Raw genomic sequence first — 24,636 nt, 5'->3', positions numbered from 1 at the left:
TTTTATTGTTGTAGGTACCGGCGGTCGGTCAGGCCGCCGGGTTCAAGCCGGCACTGCTCAGGTGAAGCGACAGCTCACTTCGCCCAGGCGGGTCAGGCGCAGGCGCAGGCTGTCGCCCGCCACCACCGGCACCATCGGCCCCAGCGCGCCGGACAGCAGCACGTCACCGGCCTGCAGCGGGCGCCCGGCCAGGGCCATGGTGCGCGCCAGCCACAGGCAGGCATCCAGCGGGTTGCCCATGCACGCGGCGCCCACGCCGATGGCGGCCTGGGCACCGTTCTTCTCCAGCAGCATGCCTTCCAGGGCCAGGTCCAGGCCGTGCAGGCTGACCGGGGTCTTGCCCAGCACGTAGAGGCCCGAGGAGGCGTTGTCGGCCACGGTGTCGACCAGGGTGATCTTCCAGTCCTCGATGGCCGAGTCGACGATTTCCAGCGCCGGCAGCACATGGTCGACCGCGCGCAGCAGCTCGCCCAGGGTGGTGTCGGGGTCGGGCAGGTCGCGCCCCAGCACGAAGGCGATCTCGCCCTCGGCCTTGGGCTGGATCAGCCGCGTGCTGTCGATGGCCTGGCCATCGTGGCATTCCATGTCGGCGAACAGCATGCCGAAGTCGGGCTGGTCGACGCCCAGTTGCTGCTGCACCGCCAGCGAGGTGAGGCCGACCTTGCGCCCGCTCAGGCGCCGGCCGGCGGCCAGCGCGGCCTGGGTGGCGAGTTCCTGCACGGCGTAGGCGTCGTGCAGCGACTGGATGTCGAAACGCTCGGAAATGCGCCCGCACGGGGTGCGGGTCGAGCGGGCCTGGGCCAGCGCTGCGGCGGCGGCCTGAAGGTTGGGGTGGGTCATGGGGTTGCTCCTGAACGGGTCCGGTTGGCTTACAACGCGCGCGCGCGACTCTGGCGATAGCCCTGGTGCAGTTCGTCGACCAGCTCGGCCACGCTGCAGGTGCGGGTGATCTGGCCCACGCCCTGCCCCGCCGACCACACGTGCTTCCACGCCTTGTTGGCGGTGGCGATGTCGCCGGAGAAGTCGATGCTGGGGCGGGTTTCGCTGCGCGGATCGATGCCGGCCTTGTCCAGCGACGGCTGCATCCAGTTGGCCAGCACACCGCTGACCGCCTTGGTGGTGGTCACCTGGTCCAGCGAGCACTCCACCAGCATGTCGCGGTAGGCGTCCTCGACCAGGCTTTCGTGGGTGGCGATCAGGCGCGTGCCCACCAGCGAGAAGTCGCAGCCCAGCACCTGCGCGGCATGGATGTCGCGCCCGTTGGAGATCGCCCCGGCCAGGCCCAGCGGGCCGTCCCAGAACTCGCGCACTTCGGCGACGAAGGCGAACGGGTTGTAGTTGCCTGTATGCCCGCCGGCGCCGTTGCACACCAGCACCAGGCCATCGACGCCGGCGGCCACGGCCTTGCGTGCCAGGGCCGGGCTGATCACGTCGGCGATCACCACCCCGCCATAGGCGTGCACGGTGTCGAGCACGCGCTTGGGGCTGCCCAGGGCGGTGGAAACGATCGGCGGCTGGTAACGGCGCACCAGTTCAAGCTCGGCCTCGAAGCGGTCGTAGGTGCTGTGCACGATCATGTTGAGCATCCACGGCGCCCACTGCTCGCCACGCTGCTGCGCGGCGTCACGCTCGCCGACGATCTGTTCCAGCCATTGCTGCAGTTGCTCGACGGTGCGCGCATTGGGCGCCGGCAGGCTGCCGACGATGCCGGCCTGGCAGCTGGCGGCGAGCAGGCGCGGGCCCGACACCAGGAACATCGGCGCGGCCAGCACCGGCAGGTCGAGCCCGGCGAACAGGTTCAGGAGTTGCTGTTGCGGTGCACTCAGGCTTGTTGTTGTCATCACGCATCTCTCTTGTTCTGGTTATCAAGGCTCAGGCCTTGCGCGACCGCGTGGGGCCGGCGCTGCGAATCTCCCAGCCGCCATCGCTGTGGATGATGTTGGCGGTGGTCAACCCGGCATTCTCGCGCGAGGCCAGCAGCACGTAGTGCCCGGTGTGGTCCTCGGGCTCGGCAATCCGTTGCAGGGGCACAGCCTGCGCGGCACCGGCCTCGAACCCGGGGATCTGGTTGAGCGGTACGCTGCGGCTGTTCAGGCCATCCAGGCTTTTCATCGGCGTGTTGGTCGCCCCCGGCGCCACGCCGTTGACCCGGATGTCCGGCGCCAGCTCGTAGGCCAGCTGGCGGATCATGCCCACCAGCGCATGCTTGGCGGTGACGTACAGAATGCCACCACCGCCGGCATAAAAGGCACTGTTGGACAAGGTAAAGATCATGCTGCCACGGGTTTGGCGCAGCGCCTCGATCGACGCCTGCGCGCCGAGCAGGTAGCCCTGCACGTTGGTGGCGAAGAGTTTCTGGAACGCACCCTCGAAATCCTGCGGGGCGATGCGGTCCAGGCGGGTGAAATAGTCGAACACCGCGGCGTTGCCGACGAAGGTGTCGAGCCTGCCGAACGCCTCCAGGGTGGCGGCCACGGCGCGCTGGTTATCCTGATAGCGCGCCACGTCGCCCTGCACGGTGATCACCGCATCGCCCAGCTCGGCAGCCAGCGCCGCCAGTTGCGCCGCGTCGCGGCCCATTACCGCGACCCTGGCGCCTTCGGCCACGTAGCGGCGCACGATGGCGCTGCCGATGCCGCCGGTACCGCCGGTGACCAGTGCCACCTGCCCTTTCAACCAAGCCATGTGCAGGCCCTCATAGGAACGTGTTGATGTTCTTGCACAGCAACATCGCGTTGGGGATCAGAATCTTGCGCTTGAGCAGCTTGAGGCCCTCGGCCTCCAGGCGCAGCACGTCCTCGCGCCGCCCGGCCAGCTGGGCGTGTTCGTCCAGGCCGCGGCTGCGCACGTTGACGAAGCACGAGTACGCCAGGTACTCGCCCGGCTCGGCGCCGGCGTACACCTCGATGTTGCTGACCAGGTGCACGTTGCGCGTGGGCGGGTTCTCGGCCCAGGCCGAGGGCTGCTTGAAGCGCGCCACGCGGCGCTTGAGCTCGCGCATGCCGTCATCGAAGAAGGCCATGTGCTCCAGGCGGTAGGGCCCGGACTTGTCTTCGCGGCGACGGTTCTCGATGCCGGGCATCCAGTAGTGGATGGCTTCGCTCAGGCTCAGCAGCCATTGGTCCCAGCACTCGTTGTCGAGCAGGCGCGCCTCGCGCAGCAGAAACTGTTCGACCCGGCGGGCCTCGTCGATGGACACCGGGGTGTCCTGCAGTTGGTGTGTCATCTCGCCCCCCTCAGCGCAGCGTGCCGTTGCGGTCTGGTACGTCGGCCCAGGTCGGTGCCTGCAGCAGGTCTTTCCAGCGCTGGTAGAACGCCCGCGCGTTGCATTCGTTGAGCTGGCCCTTGAACACGTTGCCCGGCAGCTCGCTGTCGTCCAGGCGGGTGTGCATGCCCAGGCCCACGTACAGGTCCTGGTAGCGCGTGACCACGCCCCGGCTGGTCTTGGTGCAGTACTCCCAGTTCTCGCCGTCGTCCATCTCGAACACGCCGGTGGGCGAGAAGGTCATCATCGCGCCACGGCGCCATTTGTCCTTGATGTCCTGCGGGGCGTTCTTGTTGACGATGACCCAGGTGAACAGCTCGATCTTGTGCGGGCCACGCGGCTGCCAGATGCGCACGGTGTTCTGCCCCGGCAGGAACGAGAAGTTGGGGAACACGGTGAACGAGGAGATCGCGCCGATCAGCTTCGAGCGGAACTCGCCCAGGCGCTCGGCGACCTTGGGGCGCAGCACGTGCAGGTACTTGTTGATGTCCTTTTCGCCCAGGGTGGCGGCGTTGCCGACCACGTCGGTGGCGAACTCGTAGCCGTGGCCGTTCCAGTTCACCGAGTAGGATTCGGGCAGTTCGCCGACATTGGCCACTGGGCCGCCGAGCATGGCCTTGGCCGCCGAGTCGTGGGTCCAGCCGCCGTGCAGGATGTCGCCGACGAAGTTTTCGGCGGCGATCTTCCAGTTGCACTCGATGGTGGAGCGGATGCAGCCGCCCAGGAACTCGCTGCCGCCCTCGTCCATGTCGAGCATCACGTCCATGTACCAGGTCATCGGCCCGAGGTACTCCTCCAGGGTCGGCGCATCGCTGGCAAAGGTGGCGAACACCAGGCCCTTGTAGCTGGCCACGCGGGCTTCGCGCAGGCCATGCCTGGACTTGTCGAACTGGCTTTCTTCGTAGCACTTGGATTCGTGCATGCCCATCAGGCGCCCGCCATCGGCGCCGAACGACCAGCCGTGGTAGTTGCAGATGAAGCCGCGGGCGTTGCCGGCCTCGGCAAAGCACACCTTGTTGCCGCGGTGCGGGCAGGCATTGAGGAACACCTTGATCGAGGCGTCCTTCTGGCGTACCACCAGCACTTCGTCCTCACCCATCGAGGTGGTCAGGTAGTCGCCGGACCTGGGCAACTGGGATTCGTGGGCGACGAACAGCCAGCAGCGCGCGAAGATCTTCTCCAGCTCCTGCTCGTAGATCGCCTCGTCCCAGAACACCTTGCCCGACAGGCGCCCCTCCTGCATGTCGCAGAGGCGGTCGAGGTTGCCCAGGGCGGGCGTGCTTTCGAGGGTTCTGAGCGGTATGTGCTTGTTGTTATCCATGGTTCAGACTCACAGGTATGCGGTTGGACGGCGCCCGGTCAGACCGGGCTGTCGGCGTCGGCCAGCGCCTCGTCGGCTTCCAGGGCCGTGTCGGCATACACCTCGCGGTCGGTGACAATGACCTTGTAGGTGCGCAGGTGCCGTTCGCAGGGGAAGGTCACGGCCTTGCCGCTGGGGATATGGAACTGGCCCCAGTGCACCGGGCAGGTGATCAGGTCGTCTTCCATGTCGCCTTCGGCCAGCGAGGCGGTGGCGTGGGTGCACATGTCGGTGGTGGCGTAGAAGGTGCCGCCCAGGTTGTAGACGCACAGGGCATCGCCATCGCCGTTGGCGACCTTCTTCAGTTCGCCCGGCGCCAGCTCGTCACGCTGGCAAAGCAGTACGCGGCTCATGCCGGCTCCTCGTTGTTGAGTTGCACAAAGCCCAGGCCGGTGACCCAGGCGGGCACGGCTTCATAGGCGATCACTTCACCGCGCGGACGCTCCAGGGCGGCCATGGCGCAGGCGAAGTTGCGGATTTCCATCGCGCCGTTGCCGGCCCGACGCAGGATGTCTTCGTCGCGGTAGGCACACAGTGCCTGCAGGTCGCCGTTTACCGCGTGGGCAAGGATTTCGCGGTCGAAGTCCTCGGCCACCTGGCCCATCTCGACGGTGCCTACCCAGTGGCTGATGCCGCCGCTGCCGATGATCACCACGCGCTCGTCGGCGTCGAACGCCTCGACTGCCGCGCGCAGTTGCCGGCCCAGGTCGGCCGAGCGCTCCAGCGAGATGTACGGGTCGACGCCGCACGCCAGGTACACCGGGATGCTCGGCAGCTCACGGCCCAGCAGGGCCTCGGCCGGCTTGACCACCAGCTGGTGCGGGATCGAGAACGAATGGTCGACGGTGAAGCTGCGCGCCACGGTCCAGTCCACGCCCTGCCCTTCACCGTGATGGACAATGTGCTCGGCCAGCGCCTGGTGGTTGCGCACCACGCCCCGGTCCAGGCCCGGCAGGCGGTCGATGGGGCCGTCCACGTCGCCGGTGCCGATCACGTAGCGCGGCAGGCAATGGGGGCCGAACAGGATGTAGTGATCGCAGCCGACGATGATCGCCGCCGTGGGCTGCAAGGCGGCCAGGCGCTCGGCGCATTGGGCATAGGCGCCCCATACGGCATCGCGTTGTGCAGCCGGTGGCGCTTCGGGCGCCACGAACATCACCGGGTCATGCGGCATCCAGAAGCCGCCCACTATCTTGCCCATCGGTTCACCCCTTGAGCGCGGCGGAAAACCCCGCGCCTTGTTCATCGGTACAGCCCAGGCGCTGCTTGTAGACGCGCATGCTGCGTTGCGGCGAAAGCTCCTGCCAGAAGCCCATGGTCAGCATCGGGTTGACCCCGGCCGCCTGCAGGCCGGCCACGTCGAAGTCGAGGATCATCTGCGCCTCGTCGGGGGCCAGGGCAAAGCGCTGCACGAAGCCTGCGGCGTCTTCACGAAAGCGCTGCTTGGCCGCGCGCTCCACGCACAGCTGCCACAGCACCCGCTCCATCACGTTTCTGCTCATGCCGGACTACTCGCCGAGAAAGTCGCGAACCAGCGCGGCAAAGCGCCGTGGCTGCTCGCTCTGGACCCAGTGACCGCAGCGCCCGAACAGGTGCAGGTCGGCGTCGGCAATGCTGTTGGCGATCAGCAGCCCGCACTCCGGCGGCACCACACGGTCTTCGCGGCCGTGTACCACCAGCGTCGGCGCCACGATCTTGGCCAGCGCGGCGGCGGGGAAGCCCTTGACCATCGTCTGGCCTTCGGCGGCGGGTTGCGGGATCAGCTTGCGCAAGGCGGCCTGGGCACCGGGCCGGGCACTGGCCTCGTAGCGGGCCTGCACCATGGCGTCGGTGATCAGCGCCTTGTCGTAGGGGAACAGCTCCATCAGCTGGCGCATGTTGGCCAGCGACGGCTCGTATTCCCAGGCACCGCGCAGGCCGGGGGTCTGCACGAACTCGCCGGCCGGGGTGCCGAGCAGCACCAGCTTGTTGACGCGCTCGGGGGCGAACACTGCCAGGCCGATGGCCAGGGCGCCGCCGAACGAGTTGCCGATGAAGGAGGCCTTCTGGATATCCAGGGCATCCATGATGCCGATCAGGTGGCTGACCCACAGCTTGATGTCGTACCGGGCGTCATCCTTGAACTCGGTGAAACCGAAGCCGGCGATGTCCGGCACGATCACCCGCCAGCGGTCGGCGAACACCGGCACGCTGGCGGCCCAGTTGGCCCAACCCGAAACACCCGGGCCCGAGCCGTGCAGCAGGAACAGCGGCTCGCCCTGGCCGGCCTCGTGGTAGTGGGTGTGGTGCCCTGCTGCGAGCAGAGTCTTTGCAGTTGCGCTCATGTCGGCCTCCGGTTTTTATTCTTAACATACAGTTGTGTATCTGCATGCTATTTACCGTTTTGACCTGAGTCAATGAAAAAACATGACTATTTTCAAATAATGAGCAGCCGTACCTACACCTATGTACTGTCATGTATGGCAGGATGCGGACACCCGGCACTGGCCTTGTGGCCAATGCCGGCAATAGCTTCGCCGTTGCGGCGGGCGTTAGAATGACGGTTTGCTGCCAAGGCCAAGCGTCGAACCCTGCGCTGCCCTGGCGCTTATCCAGCTTGTTGGACAAGGCCCTACACAATGTCATCACGCACCAACCTCACGCGGGAAGATTGGATTCATGCGGCACAGGAAGTGCTTGTCACCAGCGGCGTCGACGCCGTGCGCGTCGACACCCTGGCCAAGGAACTGAAGATCACCCGTGGCAGTTTCTACTACCACTTCAAAAGCCGCGGCGAACTGCTCGAAGGCATCCTGGGCAACTGGCGCGCACGCGCCACCGAGGATGTGATCCTCAACCTGCGCACGGCCCACAGCTCGCCGCTGCAGCAGTTGCAGCGCCTGCTGGAGCTGCCTTCCCACGGCCAGACCGCCAAGGACGCCGCCTCGATCGAACTGGGCATCCGCGGCTGGGCGCGGCGCGACAAGCAGGCGCGCCAGGCCATCGACGAGGTGGACAGCCATCGCCTGAACTACATCGAGGGGCTGCTGATTCAGGCCGGCGTGCCCAGCGACGAAGCCCAGGACCGCGCCTACCTGATCTACGCCTACCAGATCAGCCTGTCGCTGCTGCACAGCGAAGACACCCCGCAACAACGCCTGGCGCGCAGCCAGCGCATGGCCGGCATCCTCCTCCCCGCGTGCAGCCACGCCCCGGCCTGAGCGCCTGTGCCGACCCGCTCGGCACATTGCAAATACACAAATGTATCTTTGTATATCCAATACCCGCCATCCAGCGGGTATTGGCACGCTCGTCTTTAAAAATATTTATTCAATAAATTCAAATAGATAATCGAATAAATCGGCGAATGCAGGCGCGCCGCTGCGGCGCCTGTTGACAAGCCGCCCACCTTCCCGCGTAGTCTATACATACACATGCACATGTGTATTTAAACGCCTTGCATGTTGCCCTGCCCCGGGCAGGGGCGCACCACAATAAGAATAGAAAACGAGTACTTCACTATGCACGCGCCTGCACGCTCTCGCCGGGTCCCGCCCTGCGCGCCCGACCCGTCACGCCCCCGGTACGGCACCGCCGCACCGACGCCGACCGCCCTCTGCGACCGGCATCCCACCTCCCCCTTGCCCACTGCTCGCTGAGGCCTGCCCATGGATTTTTCGATACTGGCGTTTCTTGCCCAGGACGGCCTGACCACGGGCGCGATCTACGCACTGGTGGCGCTGGCCCTGGTGCTGGTGTTCTCGGTGACGCGCACCATCCTGGTGTGCCAGGGCGACTTCGTCACCTACAGCGCCCTGACCCTGGCCACCCTGCAGCTGGGCCTGATGCCCGGCACCGTGTGGCTGCTGCTGGGCTGCTCGCTGGCCGCCTGCGCACTGGACTGCACCGACGCCGCACGGCGCCGTCAATGGCGCCGGCTGCCGGGCCTGCTGGCGCGCTACCTGAGCCTGCCGCTGCTGTTGTGGGCGGTGCTGGGCAACCTCGACCTGGCGAGCCTGCCGGCGCTGCTGCAGATTCTGCTGACCCTGGCCCTGGTCACGCCGCTGGGGCCGTTGCTGTACCGCCTGGTGTACCAGCGGGTGGCCGAGACCTCGGTGCTGTTGCTGTTGATCGTGTCGGTGGCGGTGCATATCGCGCTGGTGGGCGTGAGCCTGCTGATGTTCGGCGCCGAGGGCGTGCGCACCGAAGCCCTGGCCGAGTCGGTGTTCATGCTCGGTGAGCTGCCGGTGGGCCTGCAGAGCCTGCTGGTGATCGGCAGCGCGCTGCTGCTGATCGGCCTGCTGTATGCCTTCTTCGGCCACAGCCTGTACGGCAAGGCGCTGCGTGCCACTGCGCTCAACCGTACCGGTGCACAGCTGGTGGGCATCCCCACCCAGTTGGCCGGCAAGGCCGCGTTCGGCCTGGCCGCGCTGATCGGCGCGATCTCCGGGGTACTGATCGGCCCGCTGACCACGCTGTATTACGACTCGGGCTTTCTGATCAGCCTCAAGGGCTTTGTGGCGGCGATCTTCGGCGGCCTGGCCAGTTACCCGATAGCCGCGGCCAGTGCGTTTTTCGTCGGCGTGCTGGAGAGCTTCGCCAACTTCGGCGCCTCGGCCTACAAGGAGGTCATCGTGTTCACCGTGGTGATCCCGGTGCTGCTGTGGCTGTCGCTGAAAAACCCGCATCTGGAGGAGCAACACTGATGGCCCTGCGACTGATCCCCCTGTTGGCCCTGCTGCTGGTGGCGGGCCTGGCGCCGCTGGTGCTGCCCGCGTTTCACGTGACCCTGCTCAACTACATCGGCCTGTACAGCCTGGTGGCCCTGGGCCTGGTGCTGCTGACCGGCATCGGCGGCATGACCTCGTTCGGCCAGGCTGCGTTCGTGGGCATTGGCGCCTACGCCAGCGCGGTGCTCACCACCCAGTACGGCCTGTCGCCGTGGCTGGGCCTGCTGGCGGGGCTGGCGATCACCCTGGTGGTGGCCACCAGCCTGGGCCTGCTGACCCTGCGCCTGGCCGGGCACTACCTGCCCATCGGCACCCTGGCCTGGGGCCTGGCGCTGTTCTACCTGTTCGGCAACCTGCCGGGCCTGGGCGGCTTCGGCGGCCTGCAGAACCTGCCGAACATCGAGCTGCTGGGCTGGCAGATCAGCGGCTCGGCCGATTTCGCCGTGCTGATCGGGTTGTTGCTGGCGGCCAGCCTGTGGCTGCTCGACAACCTGCTGCACAGCCGCCAGGGCCGTGCCATCCGCACCCTCAAGGAATCGGCCGGGATGGCCGAGGCGATGGGCATCGATACCGCACGCAGCCGCCTGCAGGTGTTCATCATCGCCGCCCTGCTCGCGGCCCTGTCGGGCTGGCTGTACGCGCACCTGCAGCGGGTGGTCAACCCCACGCCGTTCTCGGTGGTGATGGGCATCGAGTACCTGTTCATGATCGTGCTGGGCGGCGTCGCCAGCCTGTGGGGCGCGCTGCTGGGCGCAGCGTTGCTGACCCTGATCAAGCAGGTGCTGCAGGACGTGCTGCCGCAGCTGTTCGGGCATGCCGACAACGTCGAGATGATCTTCTTCGGCGTGCTGGTGATCCTGGTGCTGCAGTACGCCCGCGGCGGCCTGCTGCCGGTGTTGCGCAGCGTGCTGCCGGCCAGCCGCCCGCGCACCCTGGCGCTGGATGACGCGCCGGCCCTGCCCCGGCGCAGTATGCCGGCGGCCGGCAAGCCGCTGATGGTGGCCCAGGGGCTGCTCAAGCAGTTCGGCGGGCTGGTGGCCAACAAGAACATGGGCCTGTCGGTGAATGCCGCCGAGGTGACCGCGCTGATCGGCCCCAACGGCGCCGGCAAGTCGACCCTGTTCAACCTGCTGTCGGGGGTGCTGACGCCCAATGCCGGGCAGATCACCTTCAACGGCCAGCGCATCGAAGGCCTGTCGCCGCGCGCCATTGCCCACCTGGGCGTGAGCCGCACCTTCCAGCACGTGCGCCTGCTGGGCGAGATGAGCGTGCTGGAGAACGTCGCCCTCGGCGCCCATGCCCGGGGCAAGGCCGGGTTGCTGCGCTCGATGCTGCACCTGGAACGCAAGGAAGAAGCCGCCCTGCTCGCCGAGGCCACGCGTCAGATCCAACGGGTGGGCCTGGGCGAATACCTGCACACCCCAGCCGGCAGCCTGCCGCTGGGCCAGCAGCGCATCGTCGAGATCGCCCGCGCGCTGTGCAGCGACCCGTTGCTGTTGCTGCTCGACGAACCCGCCGCCGGCCTGCGCCATGGCGAGAAACAGGCGCTGGCGCAACTGCTCGAGCAGTTGCGTGGCGAGGGCCTGGGCGTGCTGCTGGTGGAGCACGACATGGAGTTCGTGATGGGCCTGGCCGACCACATCGTGGTGATGGAATTCGGCCAGCCCCTGGCCAGCGGCACCCCGCTGCAGATCCAGCAGAACCCTGCGGTGCTGGCCGCCTACCTCGGAGGTGTCGAATGAGTCGCCTGCTGGATGTGCGCAACCTGTCGATCAACCACGGCAAGGTCGAGGCGGTACGCAATCTCGACCTGCACCTGGAGGAAGGCCAGATCGTCAGCCTGATCGGCCCCAATGGCGCCGGCAAGACCACCCTGATGGCGGCGCTGATCGGCCTGCTGCCCTGCCAGGGCCAGGTGACCTACGCCGGCCAGGCGTTGCTGGGCCACCACGACGTGGCCCAGCGCATCGACCAGGGCATGGTGCTGGTGCCCGAGAGCCGCGAGCTGTTCGGCCTGATGAGCGTGGAGGACAACCTGCGCCTGGGCGCCTTCAGCCGCCACCGGCGCGGTTTTCGCGACCATCAGCAGACCCTCGACGAGGTGTTCGGGCTGTTCCCGCGCCTGCTCGAACGGCGCCAGCAGGCCGCCTGCACGCTCTCGGGCGGCGAGCGCCAGATGCTCGCCATCGGCCGCGCGCTGATGGCCAAACCGCGCCTGCTGATGCTCGACGAACCGAGCCTGGGCCTGGCGCCGCGGGTGATCGGCGAGATCTTCACCATCTTCGACACCCTGCGCCAGAGCGGCGTGTCGATCCTGCTGGTGGAGCAGAACGCCCGCGCTGCGCTGAAGATTTCCGACTACGGCTACGTGCTGGAGGTCGGCGAGATCGTGCTTGAAGGCGACGCCCAGGCGTTGGCCAGCAACCCCCGGGTGGTCGAAAGCTACCTGGGCCGCGCACCCGCGCCCACCGCCACCACGGAGGTGATCAGCGCTACCGGCACGTAGCGCCCCGCAGCACTTGCCACACCCATAAAAACAATATCAGGAGCTTGCATGAAACCTATTCTTCCCTTGCTGTTGCTGGCCACGCTGTCGACCGCTGCACAGGCCGACATGACCGTCGGCGTGATTCTCTCCACCACCGGCCCGGGGGCCTCGCTGGGCATCCCCGAGCGCAATACCGTGGCGCTGCTGCCCAGGGAGATTGCCGGGCAGGCCGTGAAATACGTGGTACTGGACGATGCCAGCGACAGTACCGCCGCGGCCAAGAACGCGCGCAAGCTGGTCAGCGAGCACAAGGTCGACCTGCTGATCGGCTCGACCACCGTGCCCACCTCGGCAGCAGTCGCGCAGATCGCCAAGGAGAGCCAGACCGCGCAGATCGCCCTGGCACCGTTCAGCCCCGCCAGCGGCGAGCAGAGCTGGATCTTCACCATCGCCCAGACCAACACCCTGATGGCCCAGGCGCTGATCGAGCACATGCAGCAGAACGGTGTGAAGACCCTCGCCTACATCGGCTACAACGATGTGTGGGGCGAAGACTGGCACAAGGTGCTCAGCGAAATGGCGCCGGCGGCAGGCATCACGCTGGTGCGCGACGAGCGCTTCAACCGCACCGACTCGTCGGTCAGCGGCCAGGCGCTGAAGGTGATGAGCAGCAAGCCCGACGCAGTGCTGATCGGCGCCACCGGCACCCCTGCGGCGCTGCCGCATACCGAGCTGCGCCGGCTGGGCTACAAGGGCACCGTGTACCACACCCACGGCGCGGCCAACAGCGCGTTCCTGCGCATCGGCGACAAGGCGCTCAACGGTGCGATACTGCCGGTGGGCCCGGTGGTGGTGTGGGACAAGCTGCCCGCCAGCCACCCCTCCAAGGCCATCGCCAGCCAGTACGCGCAGGACTACCAGGCCAAGTACGGCGACAACAGCCTGTCGCCGTTCGGCGCCTACCTGTACGACGCCATGCTGCTGGTGCAGGCGGCCACCCCGGCGGCGCTCAAGGGTGCCGAGCCCGGCACCGCGCAATTTCGCCAGCAACTGCGCGACCAGCTGGAGCAGACCCGCGACGTGGTCGGCACCCATGGCGTGTACAACCTCAGCGCCACCGACCATTTCGGCCATGACCAGCGCGCGCGTGCACTGGTGAGCGTGCAGGACCAGCAATGGGTCCTGCTGCATGCCCCTGAATAAACCCCCACAACAATAATAAAAAAGGCAGATCCATGAGCACTCTGAAACGGGTCAACACCACCCTCGCCCTCGGCACCCTGTGCGGGCTCAGCCCGGCACTGCTGGCCCAGGGTTTCATCGAAGACAGCAAGGCCACCCTGACCGCGCGCAACTACTACTTCGACCGTGACTACAAGGGCGAATCGGCGCAGTCGGCGACGCGCGAATGGGCCCAGGGCTTCATCCTGCGCTTCACTTCCGGCTACACCCCGGGCACTGTCGGCTTCGGCCTGGATGCCCAGGCCATGCTGGGCCTGAAACTGGACTCCAGCCCCGCGCGCACCGGCACCGGGCTGCTGCCGTTCGACCCCAGGGACCGCGACCCGCGCGACGATTATTCGGAGCTGGGCCTGACCGGCAAGGTCAAGGTCTCCAGGACCGAACTGCAGGCCGGCACCCTGGCACCGTTTTCGCCGATCCTGTTCGCCAGCCCCACGCGCCTGCTGCCGCAGACCTTTCGCGGGGTGCAGTTCAAGTCCCAGGACATCGACAACCTGACCCTCAGCGGCGGGCGCCTGGACCGCATGAACCAGCGCGATTCCACCAACTACCAGAAGATCACCGTCGCCGCGCCCAACCGGCGCTTCAATGGTGCGGCCGAGTCGGACAGCTTCACCTATGGCGGCGGCGACTATCAGTGGTCCGAGCAGCTGGTGCTCAAGTACTACCATGCGCAGCTGGAGGACATCTATCGCCAGGACTACGTCGGCTTCGTCGACAACCGTGCGGTGGCGAACGGGCGCCTGAAGACCGATGTGCGTTACCACATCAGCGGCGAGGACGGCCCGGCCAGGGCCGGCAAGGTCGACAACCGTACCTTCGGCGTGATGAGCACCTACAGCCTGGGCGCACACAGCCTGGGGCTGGGCTACATGCAATTGAGCGGCGATACGGCGATGCCGTACATCGCCGGGTCCGAGCCGATGGTGGTGAGCGAGGGCGCATTGAGCAGCGAGTTCCTCAACCCCAAGGAGCGTACCTGGCAGGTGCGCTATGACTACGACTTCGTCGCCCTGGGCGTACCGGGGCTCAAGGGCATGCTGCGTTACCTGGACGGCAGCCGCATCGAATTGCCGAATGCGCTGGGCGGCAGCGGGCGCAGCGAGAGCGAGAAGGACATCGAGTTGTCGTATGTGGTGCAGAGCGGCACGTTCAAGAACGTTGCATTGCGGTTGCGCCATGCGTGGTACCGCAATGACTTTGCCTCGACTGCGGCGTTCAGGGATGACAACGAGCTGCGGGTGAACGTGGATTACACCGTGGCGCTTTGGTAACGCGCTGGCATCGTGTGTAGATGAACAAACGCCCCGGCTTGCCGGGGCGTTTTGCATTCCAGGGTGGCCATGACAGTCCGATTGTCTTGCAGTGCCTGGTCAGGCCTCTCGCGGGTCAAGCCCGCTCCCACAGGGTCTTGCGGTGCGTCCAAAATGCTGGCGTGGCGGGTGAGATCCTGTGGGAGCGGGCTTGACCCGCGAAGGGGCCCTCACAATTTACCCCGTAACCACCTGCCCCACCTGCTCCTCCAGCTGCTGCGCCAACGCCCTCAGCTCATCACACGACTGGCGCGTCTGCTCGATGGTGCGCGCGCTCACCGTCGAGGCGTCGTGGATGCGCGTGACGCTGCGGTTGATACCGTCTGCCGTGGCCGCCTGCTGCTCCGCCGCACTGGCAATCTGCAAGGTCATCTGGCTCACCGTGGACGCCGACGCATCGATCAACGCCAGCGCCTGCCCCGCCCGCGCCGAGGCGGCCACCGGCTGCTGCGCCGACTCGACGTTGGCGCCGATCTGCGCCGCCGCCTGGCTGGCACCGGCCTGCACGCGGTTGATGATCTGCTGGATCTCCAGCGTCGACTGCTGCGTACGCCGCGCCAACGTGCGCACCTCGTCCGCCACCACCGCAAAGCCACGCCCGTGCTCACCTGCACGCGCCGCCTCGATGGCAGCATTCAACGCCAGCAGGTTGGTCTGCTCGGCAATCGCGGTGATCACGTCCAGTACGCGCCCGACACTGCCCGAGTCGGTGGCCAGTTGGTCCACCACGCTGCGGCTGTGCTCCAGCGCCTCGGCCAGCGCACCAATCGCCTCACCGGCATCGCGCACCGTGGCGCTGCCGGCCGTGGCCTGTTGCTCGGCATCGCGGGTGGCGCTGGCGGCGACGCTGGCGTTGTGTGCAACGTCCTGCACGGTGCTGACCATCTCGCTCATGGCCGTGACCACGCTGTCGGTCTCCAGTTGCTGGGCCTGCATGCTGCGCTGCGCCGCCTCGGTGATCTGCCCCAGGCTGTCGCTGGTGCTGGAGATGCGCTGGCTGGCCTTGGCCATGCTGCGGGTGACGCGGTGCGCAGCCTCCACCAGGCGGTTGAAGCTGTGCGCCACCTGGGTCAGCTCGTCGAAGCCGTCGGTGGGCAGGCGCAAGGTCAGGTCGGTGTGGCCATCGGTGGCGCGGGCCAGCGCCTGCACGGTGTGGTTGAGCGGCCGGGTGATGCTGCGAATCAGCAGCCAGGCGCACAGCGCCATGCCGAGCAACGCCACCAGCACCAGCAACGCCGGCATGCGCAGCACCGTGTTCACTTCGTGGCGCACGTCCTGCGGGTGGATGCCGCTGGCCAGCACCCAGCCCCAGGGCTTGAACAGCACCACCTCGGACACCTTGAATTCCGGCGCCTGCCCGGCTGCCCGCGGAAACCAGTACTCGACCGTGCCGCGCCCCTGGGCCACGGCCCGGTCGATCATTTCACGGGCGAACGGCTTGCCGTTGACGTCCTTGAAATCGGCCTGCGACTTGCCCACCAGGGCGGGTGCCTTGGGGTGCATGAGCATGCGGTGCTGCAGGTCGAGAATCAGCAGGTAGTTGTCGCCCAGGTAGCGAATGCGGCTGACCATTTCTGCCGCCTGGCGCTGCGCCTCGGCGCGGCTCAGGTGGCCTTCCTCGGCCTGCTTCTCATAATGCGCCAGCAGGGTGGATGCGGTGTCCAGCGCAGTGCCGACACCGGCCATCTTCTCCTGCAGCAGGCTGCGTTGCAGGGTCAGCCCCAGCCAGCCACTGAGCAACACGACAAACAGGGTGATACCGATCACCAGCACGGTGATGCGGGTGCTGATACGCAGATGTCTCAACCCGATCATAGGGGGCATTACCTCATTTTATTGTTATGCACGAAGGCGCAAGGCGCACCGCGCACAAACATACACTATTGTATTTTAAAATGAAGATTGACCAGCTTCTAATCTGGCATTTACCCCTTACAAAAAGATTCAGACATGTATTCGATCAGTAGGCGAATGCAGCCCGGTGCTTGCGCACGAAATCCACCCAGCGCACCGGCTCGCGGCCGGTGATGGCCTGGAAGTTATCGAACACCTGGTCGACCCCGGGGATGGTGCCGGCGGCCATGCGCGTGAAGTTGTCGTGCACGCAGCTCATGTAGGCCATCTCGGCGCCGGCGGCGCGCATGTTTTCGAGAAACACGTCGGGTGATTGCGCGTCATAGCGAAACGGCTGGCCGAGTACCTCGCTCATCACCTGTGCCACCTCGTCGTAGGACTTCACGTCGTAGCCCAGGCGGTAGGTCTGCCCGGCATGGCGCTGCGGGTGCAGCAGGGCCTGCGCCGCCACCCGCGCCACGTCTTCGCCGTCGACCCAGCTGAACCGCGTGTGGCCGGTGTACTGTTCGATCACGCCGTTGCGCACGGCCTGGGTGCCGTCGTAGCTGAGCAGGTTCTGCATGAAGCACTCCGGGCGCAGGTGGGTGAAGCTGAAGCCGCACCATTGCACATAGCGCTCCACGAACTGGTGCCAGGCCCAGTGGCCGATGGTGGCGTCGTCGTCGCCACAGGCCCCCAGGTGCACCACGTGCTGCACCCCGGCGTGGCGTGCGCGGTCGAGAAAGGCCTTGCTCTGGCGCAGCATGTCGACGCTGTAGCCGGTCACCAGCAGCACCCGGTCGACGCGCTGCAGGGCCGGCGCCAGGGTGTGCTCGTGGTCGAAGTCCATGATCACCGTGCGGATGCCACGGGCCTCGAAGGGCTGCGCCTTGGCCGGCGAACGCACGGCGGCCACCAGTTCGATGGTGTCGTCGCCTTGCAGAAAGCGCAGGGTGTCGCCGCCGATCTGGCCGGTGGCGCCGGTGATGAGGACGGTGGGCTTGGTGTCGTGCATGGTCGCAACCTGTTGTGCAGTAGAGGTTGAATCAGGCTACTCGGGAACAAACGGCGTATTGGCGATATGTTTTACCGGGTAAAGTGACTGCAATTCATCAATGGGGTGGGCACATGTATTCTTCGGAACGCCTCAAGGGCATCGACGTGTTCGTCTGCGTGGCCGACCTGGGCAGCTTCAAGGCCGCGGCCGAGCGCCTTAACCTGACCGGCTCGGCAGTCAGCAAGAGCGTCGCGCGGCTCGAGGCGCGGCTGCACACGCGCCTGTTGGCACGCACAACACGGCGCGTGGCGCTGACCGAAGCCGGGGCGGCGTTCTATCGCACCTGTACCGGCGTGCTGGCCGAGCTGGAAGAGGCAGAGCTGGCGCTGAGCACCCAAGACGCCGAGCCGCGCGGCCGGGTACGCATCGACCTGCCGGCGGCCTTCGGGCGCCTGCACGGGCTGCCGGCGATTCTGGCCTGCGTGCGCGAGCATGCGTTGCTGATGCCGCACGTGACCTTCTCCGACCGCTTCGTGGACCCGGTCGAGGCCGGCATCGACCTGTTCGTGCGCATCGGCGGGCCGCAAAGCTGGCCGGCGGCGGTGGGGCACCATTACCTGGGCTCGCAGCGCGTGGTGTTCTGCGCCGCCCCCGCGTACCTGGAGCGCCATGGCGAGCCCGGCAACGAGCTCGAACTGGAACGCCACAGCTGCATCGTGTACGGGCTCAATGACGGCATGGTCGGCCCGTGGCACTTCCCTACCGCCCGCCCCGGGCATACCGAGCGTCGGATCATGCCGGCACGCATGGCGGTGGGCGATGCCGAGGGCCAGGTGGCCGCAGTGCTGGCCGGGCATGGCATCGCACAGCTGCCGACCTGGCTGATTCGTCGTCAGCTGGAAGACGGCAGCCTGGTGCAGGTGCTGGCGCCGCTGGCCACCGACGGCCTGCCGATTCACCTGGCGTGGCTCAAGAGCCGGCAGGCGCAGCCCAAGGTCGCGACGCTGCTGACGCACCTGCGCCAGTGCCTGTCGGGGGACGGTTTCGAGCCGCCGTCGCCGTCATCGTGTGGCAACGCGTCGCGCTCCCGGGCGAACGTTTCCAGATAATTCGTATACCATATCCCTAAATCCCCTCGAATGATTGCCACCGTGAACCTACCCAAACTCAACGCGCCGGACCTGGGCAACACGCCCTCCACGTCCGAGATCATCACCCGGCACCTGCGCGATGCCATCGTGGCCGGGCACTTCGACGAAGACGAGCCGATTCGCCAGGACGACATCGCGCGTCAGTTCAACGTCAGCAAGATCCCGGTGCGCGAGGCGCTCAAGCGGCTTGAGGCCGAGGGGTTGGTGATGTTTCAGCGCAACCGTGGGGCGATGGTCACGCGCTTGTCGGATTTCGAGCTGGCGCAGATGTTCGAGGTGCGCATGTTGCTGGAGGACAAGGTGTTGCGCCTGGCCATCCCGAACATGACCGAGGCCACGTTCGAACAGGCCGAGCGCATCTGCCAGGAGTTCATTGGCGAGAACGATGTGGGGCGCTGGGCGCAGTTGAACTGGGAGTTGCATGCGTGCCTGTACGAGCCGGCGCAGCGACCGTTTCTGGTGAGCATGATCCGTTCGGTGAACGACAAGCTGGAGCGGTACCTGCGCATGCAGATGAGCCTGTCGGCGGGCAAAGAGCGTGCCGACCACGAACACCGCGAGATCCTCGATGCATGCCGGGCGGGTGATGTGGAGCGCGCGGTGGGCTTGCTGGATGAGCATATTGCGGGGGTGTGCGAGACCTTGCTGGAGCACTTGCCGATGGCCAAGCCCCACCCCAGTCTGGAGCCGGGCCGACAAGGCTGACCTCTCAAAACCCCCAGGCCATGGCGCGTTGCAACAGTTCGGACATGTCATGGCCCTATGCCGATTTCGTCATCCACACCGCGCAATTCCATCAAGACGCCACCCCCCACCAACCGCCACCCTTGCGTCCATACCCCCAACGGACGCGCCCCATGAAACGCATCACCGTGATCGACTCCCACACCGGCGGCGAACCCACGCGCCTGGTCACCGCAGGCTTCCCCGACCTGGGCCACGGCAGCATGGCCGAACGCAGGCAACAGCTGGCCGAACACCACGATCAGTGGCGCGCCGCCTGCATGCTCGAACCCCGCGGCAATGATGTGCTGGTGGGCGCACTGCTCTGCGAACCGGTCGACCCCAGCGCCTGCGCCGGGGTGATCTTCTTCAACAACACCGGCTACCTGGGCATGTGCGGCCACGGCACCATCGGCCTGGTGATCTCGCTGGCCCACCTGGGCAGGATCGGCCCCGGCACCCACACCCTCGAAACCCCCGTGGGCAACGTGCAAGCCACCCTGCACGACGACCACTCGGTCAGCGTGCGCAATGTACCCGCCTACCGCTATCGCCACGCCGTCAGCGTGCAGGTGCCCGGCATCGGCGAAGTGACCGGCGATATCGCCTGGGGCGGCAACTGGTTCTTCCTGGTGGCCGAGCACGGCCTGCGTATCAGCGGCGACAACCTCGACGCGCTCACCGCCTACACCGTGGCCGTGCAGCAGGCCCTGGAAGATCAGGGCCTGCGCGGCGAGGACGGCGGCCTGATCGATCACGTCGAGCTGTTCGCCGACGACCCCGACGCAGACAGCCGCAACTTCGTGCTGTGCCCCGGCAAGGCCTATGATCGCTCGCCCTGCGGCACCGGCACCAGCGCCAAGCTGGCGTGCCTGGCCGCCGACGGCAAGCTGCAACCGGGCCAGATCTGGCGCCAGGCCAGCGTGATCGGCAGCCAGTTCGAAGGCTCGTTCGAAACCGCCGGCGATCGCATCGTGCCGACCATTCGCGGCCGCGCGCATATCAGCGCCGAAGCCACGCTGATCATCGAGCAGGACGACCCGTTCGCCTGGGGCATCCGCCTGTGACCCAGGGCCTGGCCGCCGATGTGATCGTGGTGGGCGCCGGCATCATCGGCGCGGCCTGCGCCCAGGCCCTGGCCCGGCGCGGCCTCGACGTGCTGGTGCTGGATGCCGGGCTGCCCGGCGCCACCGCCGCCGGCATGGGCCACCTGCTGGTGCTGGACGACAACCCCGCCGAACTGGCCCTGAGCAAATACTCGCTGCAACGCTGGCGCGACATTGCGCGCAACCTGCCCGAAGGCTGCGCCTACCGCAGCAACGGCACCCTGTGGCTGGCCGCCAACGCTGAAGAAATGGCCGTGGCCGAGCACAAGCATGCCAACCTGCGCGCCCATGGGGTGATCTGCCAGCTGGTCGGCGCACCTCGATTGCGCGAACGCGAACCGCTGCTGCGCGAAGGGCTGGAGGGCGGCCTGCTGATCGAGGACGACGGCATTCTGTATGCCCCGGCCACCGCACGCTGGATGCTCGACCAGCCGCGCATTCGCCAGCGCCAGGCACGGGTCGCCGAGGTGGATGGCGCCCGCGTGCGCCTGGACGACGGCCAGTGGCTGGCCGCCACGGCCGTGGTGCTGGCCAACGGTATCCAGGCCACCGAACTGTGCCCCGAACTGCCGATACAACCCAAGAAGGGCCACCTGCTGATCACCGACCGCTACCCCGGCCAGGTCACCCACACCCTGGTGGAACTGGGCTACGTGACCAGTGCGCACAACGCCAGCGGCCCGTCGGCCGCGTGCAATATCCAGCCGCGCCCTACCGGCCAGCTGTTCATCGGTGCTTCACGCCAGTTCGGCACCACCGACCCGCAGGTGGAAGGCTGGATGCTTGCCAGGATGCTCAAGCGCGCCACCGAATACGTGCCGGCGCTGGCCCAGCTCAATGCGATTCGCGCCTGGACCGGCTTTCGCGCCGCCAGCCCCGACGGCCTGCCGCTGGTGGGCCAGCACCCGCAACGCCCCGGCCTGTGGCTGGCGGTGGGGCATGAAGGGCTGGGCGTGACCACGGCCCCGGCCACCGCCGACCTGCTGGTGGCGCAACTGTTCGACGAACACCCGCCTCTGGCCGCACAGGCCTACCAGCCACAGCGTTTTCTCGGAGAACCGACCCATGCCTGAACTGACCCTGGACGGACGTGCCCTGCGCGTGGCCGAAGGCACCAGCGTGGCCGCTGCACTGGCCCTGGCTGGCGACGGCTGCACGCGTACCTCGGTGAGCGGCCAGCGCCGCGCACCGCTGTGCGGCATGGGCATCTGCCAGGAATGCCGGGTGAGCATCGACGGCCGGCGCCGCCTGGCCTGCCAGACCCTGTGCCGCGACGGCATGCAGGTGGAGACCCACGCATGAGCGCCCATGCCGACGTACTGATCATCGGCGCCGGCCCGGCCGGCCTCAATGCCGCACTGGCCGCTGCCCCCAGCGGTGCACGCATCGTGCTGCTGGACGACAACCCCTGGCCCGGCGGGCAGATCTGGCGCGACGGCCCGCAGGCCAGCGTGCCGACGCAGGCACAGCGCCTGCGCGAGCACGTGGGCGCCTTGAACAATGTGCAGCACCACCCGCAGACCCGCGTGATCGCCGCCACCGGCCCGCGCCAGTTGCTGGTGGAAGACGCCGAGCGCGGCTGGGTGATCGACTACGACACGCTGATCCTGTGCACCGGCGCACGCGAACTGCTGCTGCCCTTCCCCGGCTGGACCCTGCCCGGCGTGACCGGTGCCGGTGGCCTGCAGGCACTGATCAAGGGCGGCCTGCCGGTGCGCGACCAGCGCGTGGTGATCGCCGGCAGCGGCCCGCTGCTGCTGGCCAGCGCTGCCACGGCGCGGCACAACGGCGCGCAGGTGGTAGGCGTTGCCGAACAGGCAACCCGCGGCGCGGTGGCGGGTTTTGCCGCACAACTGCCGCGCTGGCCAAACAAGCTGCTGCAGGCGTTCGGCCTGTTCGACCGCCACTACCGCACCGACAGCCATGTGGTGGAGGCACTCGGCAGCGAGCGCCTCGAAGGCGTGCGCCTGCGCCAGCACGGCAAGCTGGTCGAGCTGGCCTGCGAGCGCCTGGCCTGCGGCTTCGGCCTGATTCCCAACAGCCAGCTCGGCCAGGCCCTGGGCTGCACACTCCACGGCCAGGCGCTGGCCGTGGATGCGTGGCAGGCCACCAGTGAGCCGGGCCTGTTCGCGGCGGGGGAATGCACCGGTTTTGGGGGCAGCGAACTGGCGCTGGTGGAAGGCACCATTGCCGGGCTGGCGGCCGTGGGCGACCGCCAGGGCGCCGCCCGCCACTGGCCGCAGCGAGCGCGCTGGCAGGGCTTCGCCAAGGCGCTCAACCACGCCTTCGCCCTTGCCCCGCAGCTCAAGCAACTGGCCCGCCCCGACACCCTGGTATGCCGCTGTGAGGATGTGCCCTACAGCAAGCTCGCCGGCCAGCGTGACTGGCGCGAGGCCAAGCTGAGCAGCCGCTGCGGCATGGGCGCCTGCCAGGGCCGGGTGTGCGGCGCCGCAGCGCAGCACCTGTTCGGCTGGCAGCCCTCGGCGCCGCGCCCGCCGTTCAGCCCGGCGCGCATCGAGACCCTGCTGTGCCTGGACGACACCCCGCCCGCATGAAACGCAGCCCGGGGCTTTCGAGGCGGGCGCCGGATCTCTATGATCCCGAAGGTGCCCACCAGACCGTCAGCGCCATGTACGTATCGCTCAACAGCTTCCAGCCCTGCGACCTGCCCAGCCTGCTGAGCAGCCTGCAGCCGATCGCGCCGCTGCTCGATACGCTGAGCGACGTGGTGTTCTTCATCAAGGACACCCAGGCCCGCTACGCCTTCGTCAACCACACCCTGGCGCGGCGCTGCGGCTTCAGGCACAGCCACGAGCTGCTGGGGCTGACCGCCGACAGCGTGTTCCCCGAACGCTTCGGCCCGCTGTACACCGCGCAGGACCGCCGCGTGCTCGACAGCGGCCGCGAGCTGGCCGACCAGCTCGAACTGCACCTGTACTTCGGCAACCAGCCGGTGTGGTGCCTGACCCACAAGCTGGCACTGTTCGACACCCAGGGCCAGATCGTCGGCCTGGCCGGCATCTCCCGCGACCTGCAGGCGCCCCAGGCCAGCCACCCCGGCTTCGATCGCCTGGCGGCGGTGGATGCGCACATTCGCGAGCACTTCGCACGGCCCGTGAGCCTGGCCGAGCTGACCGCGATTGCCGGGTTGTCTGCCGCGCAGCTGGAGCGCAACTGCAAGCGTGTGTTCCAGCTCACCCCGCGCCAGATGATCCACAAGGTGCGCCTTGAAGAAGCCTCGCGACTGCTGCACCACAGCGACCTGCCGATCACCGAGATCGCCCTGCGCTGCGGCTACACCGACCACAGCGCGTTCAGCCGCCAGTTCCGCGCCCTCACCAGCCTGTCGCCAAGCCAGTACCGCGATACCCGTCGCTAGACGCGGTGTGTTCCTTTAGGGTGCGCCGCCGCACCCACTGCTCCCATATGTAACACCGCCGGCACCGGGCAGCGTTTCCTGCGCACCGCCCGCCTGCCCTGCCGGATTCAACGCAAGTCCTCTGGCTCAAGGGCCGCACAGCAATTGCATCGCCCGGGCAAAAACAGGCACGCGCATTGCTATAAAAATATCGTATACGAAATTCACAATACGCCCGCTACCAGCACCTTCCGACAAACGAGGCTTCCATGAAAAACCCCGCTTTTGTTGTAGCTCTCAGCGCTGTGCTCAGTACCTCCTTCATCGCCACCGCCCAGGCCGACAAGCTCGATGACATCATCGGCTCCGGCAAGCTGCGCTGCGCCGTGACCCTGGACTTCCCGCCCATGGGCTTTCGCGACGACGCCAACAAGCCGGCCGGCTTCGACGTCGACTACTGCAACGACCTGGCGAAGGTCCTCGGGGTAGATGCCGAGATCGTCGAGACGCCGTTCCCGGACCGTATCCCGGCGCTGGTCTCGGGGCGGGCCGACGTGATCGTGGCGTCCACCTCCGACACCCTGGAGCGGGCCAAGACGGTCGGCCTCACGGTGCCCTACTTTGCCTTCCAGATGGTCGTGCTGACCCGCGACAACACCGGCATCAACAGCTTCGACGACATCAAGGGCAAGGCCCTGGGCAACACCAGCGGCACCTATGAAGCCATCGCGCTGGAGAAGGACGTGAAGCAGTGGGGCAGCGGCAGTTTCCGCGCCTACCAGTCGCAGAACGACACCATCCTGGCCGTGGCCCAGGGGCACATCGATGCCACCGTGGTGACCAACACCGTGGCCGCCGCCACGCTCAAGTCGGGCAAGTACAAGAACCTGAAGATCGCCGGCAACGCACCCTACGTGATCGACTACGTGTCGCTGGGAGCCAAGCGCAACGAGTACGGCCTGCTCAACTACCTCAACCTGTTCGTCAACCAGCAGGTACGTAGCGGCCGCTACAACGAGCTGTTCGTCAAATGGGTAGGCACCGATATCCCGCCGACCGACCTGACCGTGCCGAAGGTCTACTACTGAGGT

The 24,636-nt window shown here is 67.1% G+C and carries 25 protein-coding genes; 14 read left to right on the top strand and 11 right to left on the bottom strand.

From position 1 onward, the window contains the following. Positions 1-57: 57 nt before the first annotated feature. From DN388_RS09525 to DN388_RS09485, 9 genes are read right to left on the bottom strand one after another with little or no spacing between them, the layout of a single operon-like run. Positions 58-840, bottom strand: a complete 783-nt coding sequence (locus DN388_RS09525) for a 2-keto-4-pentenoate hydratase (protein WP_058541174.1) — start codon at positions 838-840, stop codon at positions 58-60. A 29-nt stretch (positions 841-869) separates the two neighbouring features. Next, complete coding sequence (locus tag DN388_RS09520; protein ID WP_043861080.1) at positions 870-1,841, bottom strand: nitronate monooxygenase family protein; 972 nt, start codon at positions 1,839-1,841, stop codon at positions 870-872. A gap of 31 nt (positions 1,842-1,872) precedes the next feature. Next, a complete protein-coding gene (gene hcaB / locus DN388_RS09515; RefSeq protein ID WP_054916105.1) occupies positions 1,873-2,685 on the bottom strand; it encodes a 3-(cis-5,6-dihydroxycyclohexa-1,3-dien-1-yl)propanoate dehydrogenase in 813 nt (270 codons plus the stop codon). A 10-nt stretch (positions 2,686-2,695) separates the two neighbouring features. After that, positions 2,696-3,226, bottom strand: a complete 531-nt coding sequence (locus DN388_RS09510) for a 3-phenylpropionate/cinnamic acid dioxygenase subunit beta (RefSeq protein WP_043861078.1) — start codon at positions 3,224-3,226, stop codon at positions 2,696-2,698. Positions 3,227-3,236: 10 nt separating this feature from the next. After that, complete coding sequence (locus DN388_RS09505) at positions 3,237-4,586, bottom strand: SRPBCC family protein (protein ID WP_043861077.1); 1,350 nt, start codon at positions 4,584-4,586, stop codon at positions 3,237-3,239. Between the two features lie 38 nt (positions 4,587-4,624). Then, positions 4,625-4,978 (bottom strand): non-heme iron oxygenase ferredoxin subunit, encoded by a 354-nt coding sequence (locus DN388_RS09500; RefSeq protein WP_043861076.1) that lies wholly within the window; start codon positions 4,976-4,978, stop codon positions 4,625-4,627. Then, complete coding sequence (locus DN388_RS09495; protein ID WP_254999089.1) at positions 4,975-5,826, bottom strand: protocatechuate 3,4-dioxygenase; 852 nt, start codon at positions 5,824-5,826, stop codon at positions 4,975-4,977. Before DN388_RS09495 ends, DN388_RS09500 begins: the two co-directional genes overlap by 4 nt. 4 nt (positions 5,827-5,830) lie before the next feature. Next, entirely contained in the window at positions 5,831-6,127 is a 297-nt protein-coding gene (locus tag DN388_RS09490) for an extradiol ring-cleavage dioxygenase (RefSeq protein WP_043861074.1), read from the bottom strand. Between the two features lie 6 nt (positions 6,128-6,133). After that, a complete protein-coding gene (locus tag DN388_RS09485; protein WP_054916107.1) occupies positions 6,134-6,949 on the bottom strand; it encodes an alpha/beta fold hydrolase in 816 nt (271 codons plus the stop codon). 294 nt (positions 6,950-7,243) lie between these two features. On the opposite strand from DN388_RS09485, the gene DN388_RS09480 reads away from it, so the two are divergent. From DN388_RS09480 to DN388_RS09455, 6 genes are all read left to right on the top strand, one after another. Continuing rightward, a complete protein-coding gene (locus DN388_RS09480; RefSeq protein WP_043861072.1) occupies positions 7,244-7,825 on the top strand; it encodes a TetR/AcrR family transcriptional regulator in 582 nt (193 codons plus the stop codon). A 447-nt stretch (positions 7,826-8,272) separates the two neighbouring features. After that, a complete protein-coding gene (locus DN388_RS09475; protein ID WP_043861071.1) occupies positions 8,273-9,310 on the top strand; it encodes a branched-chain amino acid ABC transporter permease in 1,038 nt (345 codons plus the stop codon). After that, positions 9,310-11,076 carry an ATP-binding cassette domain-containing protein gene (locus tag DN388_RS09470; RefSeq protein ID WP_052504234.1) on the top strand — a complete coding sequence of 589 codons (1,767 nt, stop codon included), beginning with the start codon at positions 9,310-9,312 and terminating at the stop codon, positions 11,074-11,076. Before DN388_RS09475 ends, DN388_RS09470 begins: the two co-directional genes overlap by 1 nt. Before the next feature lie 5 nt (positions 11,077-11,081). Continuing rightward, entirely contained in the window at positions 11,082-11,840 is a 759-nt protein-coding gene (locus DN388_RS09465) for an ABC transporter ATP-binding protein (protein ID WP_229589366.1), read from the top strand. A gap of 48 nt (positions 11,841-11,888) precedes the next feature. Beyond that, on the top strand, positions 11,889-13,025 hold the full coding sequence (locus DN388_RS09460) for an ABC transporter substrate-binding protein (RefSeq protein WP_043861069.1): 1,137 nt from the start codon (positions 11,889-11,891) through the stop codon (positions 13,023-13,025). Between the two features lie 32 nt (positions 13,026-13,057). Further along, positions 13,058-14,338, top strand: coding sequence for an OprD family porin (locus DN388_RS09455; RefSeq protein WP_054916110.1), 1,281 nt, complete (start codon positions 13,058-13,060; stop codon positions 14,336-14,338). Positions 14,339-14,554: 216 nt separating this feature from the next. On the opposite strand, the gene DN388_RS09450 is transcribed toward DN388_RS09455, so the two are convergent. Both DN388_RS09450 and DN388_RS09445 read right to left on the bottom strand, forming a co-directional pair. Then, complete coding sequence (locus DN388_RS09450; protein WP_043861067.1) at positions 14,555-16,192, bottom strand: methyl-accepting chemotaxis protein; 1,638 nt, start codon at positions 16,190-16,192, stop codon at positions 14,555-14,557. A gap of 145 nt (positions 16,193-16,337) precedes the next feature. After that, positions 16,338-17,225: an SDR family oxidoreductase gene (locus tag DN388_RS09445; protein WP_254999069.1), complete on the bottom strand. Its 888-nt coding sequence runs from the start codon at positions 17,223-17,225 to the stop codon at positions 16,338-16,340. Between the two features lie 113 nt (positions 17,226-17,338). On the opposite strand from DN388_RS09445, the gene DN388_RS09440 reads away from it, so the two are divergent. The 8 genes from DN388_RS09440 (at position 17,339) to DN388_RS09405 (ending at position 24,633) form a co-directional block, all read left to right on the top strand. Continuing rightward, a complete protein-coding gene (locus tag DN388_RS09440; RefSeq protein ID WP_088515457.1) occupies positions 17,339-18,316 on the top strand; it encodes a LysR family transcriptional regulator in 978 nt (325 codons plus the stop codon). Between the two features lie 42 nt (positions 18,317-18,358). Further along, a complete protein-coding gene (locus DN388_RS09435) occupies positions 18,359-19,063 on the top strand; it encodes a GntR family transcriptional regulator (RefSeq protein ID WP_254999067.1) in 705 nt (234 codons plus the stop codon). Between the two features lie 152 nt (positions 19,064-19,215). Continuing rightward, complete coding sequence (locus DN388_RS09430) at positions 19,216-20,148, top strand: 4-hydroxyproline epimerase (protein WP_054916112.1); 933 nt, start codon at positions 19,216-19,218, stop codon at positions 20,146-20,148. Beyond that, the gene (locus tag DN388_RS09425; protein ID WP_315406570.1) at positions 20,145-21,260 is read left to right on the top strand and encodes an FAD-dependent oxidoreductase; all 1,116 of its coding nucleotides are present in this window, start codon (positions 20,145-20,147) and stop codon (positions 21,258-21,260) included. The genes DN388_RS09430 and DN388_RS09425 overlap by 4 nt, the downstream gene beginning before the upstream one ends. Continuing rightward, positions 21,253-21,489 (top strand): 2Fe-2S iron-sulfur cluster-binding protein, encoded by a 237-nt coding sequence (locus DN388_RS09420; protein WP_088515459.1) that lies wholly within the window; start codon positions 21,253-21,255, stop codon positions 21,487-21,489. Before DN388_RS09425 ends, DN388_RS09420 begins: the two co-directional genes overlap by 8 nt. Beyond that, positions 21,486-22,742 (top strand): FAD/NAD(P)-binding oxidoreductase, encoded by a 1,257-nt coding sequence (locus DN388_RS09415; protein ID WP_254999052.1) that lies wholly within the window; start codon positions 21,486-21,488, stop codon positions 22,740-22,742. Before DN388_RS09420 ends, DN388_RS09415 begins: the two co-directional genes overlap by 4 nt. Positions 22,743-22,816: 74 nt before the next feature. Next, the gene (locus DN388_RS09410; RefSeq protein WP_043861061.1) at positions 22,817-23,566 is read left to right on the top strand and encodes an AraC family transcriptional regulator; all 750 of its coding nucleotides are present in this window, start codon (positions 22,817-22,819) and stop codon (positions 23,564-23,566) included. A gap of 248 nt (positions 23,567-23,814) precedes the next feature. Beyond that, positions 23,815-24,633, top strand: a complete 819-nt coding sequence (locus tag DN388_RS09405) for a transporter substrate-binding domain-containing protein (protein WP_043861060.1) — start codon at positions 23,815-23,817, stop codon at positions 24,631-24,633. Positions 24,634-24,636 lie beyond the last annotated feature (3 nt).

The organism is Pseudomonas sp. S12(2018), from assembly GCF_024355235.1.
GTDB classification, from domain to species: Bacteria; Pseudomonadota; Gammaproteobacteria; order Pseudomonadales; family Pseudomonadaceae; genus Aquipseudomonas; species Aquipseudomonas palmensis.
Note: the sequence above shows the minus strand (reverse complement) of the source record. Positions and strands in the feature narration are given on the sequence as shown.

Excerpts from the sequence above, each read along its gene's own strand:
- DN388_RS09520 (WP_043861080.1), bottom strand. The coding sequence starts at position 1,841 with ATGACAACAACAAGCCTGAGTGCACCGCAACAGCAACTCCTGAACCTG.
- DN388_RS09490 (WP_043861074.1), bottom strand. The coding sequence starts at position 6,127 with ATGAGCAGAAACGTGATGGAGCGGGTGCTGTGGCAGCTGTGCGTGGAG.
- DN388_RS09430 (WP_054916112.1), top strand. The coding sequence starts at position 19,216 with ATGAAACGCATCACCGTGATCGACTCCCACACCGGCGGCGAACCCACG.
- DN388_RS09440 (WP_088515457.1), top strand. The coding sequence starts at position 17,339 with ATGTATTCTTCGGAACGCCTCAAGGGCATCGACGTGTTCGTCTGCGTG.
- DN388_RS09415 (WP_254999052.1), top strand. The coding sequence starts at position 21,486 with ATGAGCGCCCATGCCGACGTACTGATCATCGGCGCCGGCCCGGCCGGC.
- DN388_RS09460 (WP_043861069.1), top strand. The coding sequence starts at position 11,889 with ATGAAACCTATTCTTCCCTTGCTGTTGCTGGCCACGCTGTCGACCGCT.
- DN388_RS09500 (WP_043861076.1), bottom strand. The coding sequence starts at position 4,978 with ATGAGCCGCGTACTGCTTTGCCAGCGTGACGAGCTGGCGCCGGGCGAA.
- DN388_RS09450 (WP_043861067.1), bottom strand. The coding sequence starts at position 16,192 with ATGATCGGGTTGAGACATCTGCGTATCAGCACCCGCATCACCGTGCTG.
- DN388_RS09445 (WP_254999069.1), bottom strand. The coding sequence starts at position 17,225 with ATGCACGACACCAAGCCCACCGTCCTCATCACCGGCGCCACCGGCCAG.
- DN388_RS09405 (WP_043861060.1), top strand. The coding sequence starts at position 23,815 with ATGAAAAACCCCGCTTTTGTTGTAGCTCTCAGCGCTGTGCTCAGTACC.
- DN388_RS09485 (WP_054916107.1), bottom strand. The coding sequence starts at position 6,949 with ATGAGCGCAACTGCAAAGACTCTGCTCGCAGCAGGGCACCACACCCAC.
- DN388_RS09420 (WP_088515459.1), top strand. The coding sequence starts at position 21,253 with ATGCCTGAACTGACCCTGGACGGACGTGCCCTGCGCGTGGCCGAAGGC.
- DN388_RS09480 (WP_043861072.1), top strand. The coding sequence starts at position 7,244 with ATGTCATCACGCACCAACCTCACGCGGGAAGATTGGATTCATGCGGCA.
- DN388_RS09410 (WP_043861061.1), top strand. The coding sequence starts at position 22,817 with ATGTACGTATCGCTCAACAGCTTCCAGCCCTGCGACCTGCCCAGCCTG.
- DN388_RS09455 (WP_054916110.1), top strand. The coding sequence starts at position 13,058 with ATGAGCACTCTGAAACGGGTCAACACCACCCTCGCCCTCGGCACCCTG.
- DN388_RS09475 (WP_043861071.1), top strand. The coding sequence starts at position 8,273 with ATGGATTTTTCGATACTGGCGTTTCTTGCCCAGGACGGCCTGACCACG.
- hcaB (WP_054916105.1), bottom strand. The coding sequence starts at position 2,685 with ATGGCTTGGTTGAAAGGGCAGGTGGCACTGGTCACCGGCGGTACCGGC.
- DN388_RS09505 (WP_043861077.1), bottom strand. The coding sequence starts at position 4,586 with ATGGATAACAACAAGCACATACCGCTCAGAACCCTCGAAAGCACGCCC.
- DN388_RS09510 (WP_043861078.1), bottom strand. The coding sequence starts at position 3,226 with ATGACACACCAACTGCAGGACACCCCGGTGTCCATCGACGAGGCCCGC.
- DN388_RS09525 (WP_058541174.1), bottom strand. The coding sequence starts at position 840 with ATGACCCACCCCAACCTTCAGGCCGCCGCCGCAGCGCTGGCCCAGGCC.
- DN388_RS09470 (WP_052504234.1), top strand. The coding sequence starts at position 9,310 with ATGGCCCTGCGACTGATCCCCCTGTTGGCCCTGCTGCTGGTGGCGGGC.
- DN388_RS09495 (WP_254999089.1), bottom strand. The coding sequence starts at position 5,826 with ATGGGCAAGATAGTGGGCGGCTTCTGGATGCCGCATGACCCGGTGATG.